This is a genomic window from Caballeronia arationis (assembly GCF_001544975.2).
Taxonomy (GTDB): domain Bacteria; phylum Pseudomonadota; class Gammaproteobacteria; order Burkholderiales; family Burkholderiaceae; genus Caballeronia; species Caballeronia arationis.
The window spans coordinates 1-2547 of the sequence record NZ_FCOG02000345.1 but is presented as its reverse complement, the minus strand read 5'-3'; the positions used below and the strand labels follow the sequence as shown (position 1 = coordinate 2547).

At 56.9% G+C, this 2547-nt stretch carries 2 protein-coding genes and 1 pseudogene; all 3 read right to left on the bottom strand.

Features of this window, described 5'->3' with window-relative positions; genetic code table 11:
- Positions 1 to 33: 33 nt before the first annotated feature.
- Positions 34 to 2094 (bottom strand): recombinase family protein, encoded by a 2061-nt coding sequence (locus AWB81_RS41950; protein ID WP_062644395.1) that lies wholly within the window; start codon positions 2092 to 2094, stop codon positions 34 to 36.
- Complete coding sequence (locus AWB81_RS46235) at positions 2075 to 2239, bottom strand: hypothetical protein (protein WP_159939030.1); 165 nt, start codon at positions 2237 to 2239, stop codon at positions 2075 to 2077. Before AWB81_RS46235 ends, AWB81_RS41950 begins: the two co-directional genes overlap by 20 nt.
- Positions 2240 to 2297: 58 nt before the next feature.
- Positions 2298 to 2547 (bottom strand): annotated as a pseudogene (locus AWB81_RS49315) (DUF5372 family protein); the annotation flags it as partial.

Sequence of the window (2547 nt, the reverse complement as noted above, 5' to 3'; positions counted from 1 at the left end):
GCGGACTCGAGACATAATGCTCACCTCTCTATGTTATTGAAGATCAATGGATAACTGATCCGGATTGGCTGACTGCGGACCCGTAAAAGCCTCGCGCCTCGCGATCAATGCGTCCACATCTGTCCGCATCACGATCCAGGGTGCGCCTGCACAGGCCTGTGTCGCGGGAAGCTCCCTGATACGGATCAGCCGAAGGACTGTTGCTCCGCTCACGCCAAGGACGGCGGCGACCTCTGCAGCATTCAGCTCGTTGCGCTCCTGCCGCTCTCCCTCCCGATAGGCAGGAATTGAATGGTCACGACGCAAAATGCACACACGCGCAGCCGTCCATGAGAGACCTCTCGCGGTGCGCTTCCCCAACCGGTTGATGACTGAAGCAATTGCCATATCGGGAAGCGATCTGGCCAGCGCGCGAACAATATCGACTGTTTCAGCGGAAGTCGACCAACGATGTTGCCCGGTCCGATTCGACTCAAACTCAAGCTCGGTGTGATCCCCGCCCCGCCAGTGCAGGAGCGTCCGGATGGTGCTGCCCTGTTTCGTAACGACGATTTCCTTGAGCACGGTACGCAGGATACGTTTCTTGATTTCGACGGAGCTGGCAGGATGATTCCACAAGCTCTCCAGATCCGTTCCGAGCCGCATGATCTCTTCGCGTGCGGCATGGCTTAGCGCGTCTTCAGGATGCTCACGCAGTTCATCAAGCTCGGCTTGCCGCTGTGCCTGTATCGTTAATGCCTCATTCCACCGACGCTCCAATTCCGAAGCAACCAGCCTGTTCTCCGGATCAATCGCATCATATTGCCGCCGCGCGCGAGAAGCCTCGTAGCGTGCCTGTTCGAGTGCCAGCTCCTTATGACGAATTCGCTCATCCTCGCTGATTCGTTTGTGTTCAAGAGCTTCCAGCGATGCACGAATCCCCAGAGGTTCAAGTCGGCGGAGAATTTCTTCGGATACCCGCCGATCGATGCGAAACGCACCGAACGAAATGCATTTCGGCCCACCATGATTGATCATGCTGCCACGACAGTCGTATCGGCCGACCTTACCATCGGTTCCTGAATAGGCAACGTGCAGCTTACGGCCGCAGTGACCGCAACGCAGCAGCCCTGCCAATAGGGTACTTCCGCGTTTAACAGCGCCTCGGACCATGTTGCCTTTCATGTTGGCATTGTCAGTGATCAGTTTTCGATTACTTTCGTACTCGTCCCAGCTGATGTAAGTCGCGTGATGATCGATAATCAGCACCTGCCAGTCTTCGCGGTTCACCTGCTTGCCACTATGCAGCCGCTTCCGGCCATTCTCGATACGCACGATCGTCTTCGTCTTGCCAAATGCGTAGGCCCCTCCGTACGTTGGATTCGTCAGAATGTGTAGCAACGTATTGTAGACCGGCAGTTTCCAGACGATATGGCGACCCTCTATCCCATAGTTCGCTGCGGGCAATTCGATGTGCTCCTGGCGGATCCATAGCAGAACCTGCCTGACACTACCCATCTCACGGAACTTCCGAAACACGAGATCCATTGCCTCGCGAATACGTTGATCCGGGTCCTTCTCGATGCGATCGTTGGGTGCGCGCACGTAACCAATAGGCACGCTCATAAACAGCTCTCCACGCTTTGCCTTCTGATCGAGTGCGGCCTGGGAACGCTGGCGAAATGTCGAGAGTTCCATCTCGGATAACGTGCCCTTCATGCCGAGTAACAGTCGATCGTTCGGTTCCCGCGGGTCGTAGATACCATCCTCGTCCACCAGGATCGTGCCCACGAGCCGGCAGAACTCAAGCAGCGTGTGCCAGTCCCGTCCATTGCGCGCGAGCCGCGACGCTTCAATGCAGAATACCGCGCCGATCTCACCACTGCATAGTGCCGCGAGCAGCCGCTCGAAGCCGGGTCGATGAATACCCGATCCCGATCGTCCCAGATCGTCATCAATGACGGACACGTCGGGCCAACCCAGGCTTCGCGCACGGTCTGCAAGGCTGTACTGACGTAGCCGGCTCTCTCGATTGTTCTGTACTTGGTCGAATGTAGACTGCCGGATGTAGACGCACGCCTTGCGTGCAAGATGTTCAGCGCGGATCTTGTTCATCACGCACCTCTCTTTGTACGGCGTCGATCACCGACTGGATCAGCAGCGCCAACTGTGCCACCACTTCCGCCTGCAGGTCCTCCGTCATCCGTTCGACGTTTGCGGCTTCCCTGAACAGATCCTGTTGCATCATCGTCTTTCGCATCGCCCGTTACCTTGTGAGTGGACAACACATCAGAAGATAACGCGGCGCTCACGAGACGCTGCAGTTCGTACAGCACCTCAAGCGGTAGCGCAGGCTGGGCAACGACGCGCATATTAGCGGCATCCTCCGAGGTCATCCACGGCGGAAGATGGGTGCGGGTGCCATCTGGTTGCATGATGATCAGATACGACTCACCGCGAAAGCGATTGACTCCGATCACGTTGATCCGCTCGCCCACGCGTGGATGATATGGATAACGAACGAGTACCTCATCTGCATGATCATGGGCAGTGTGTCGCTGGTTCGAG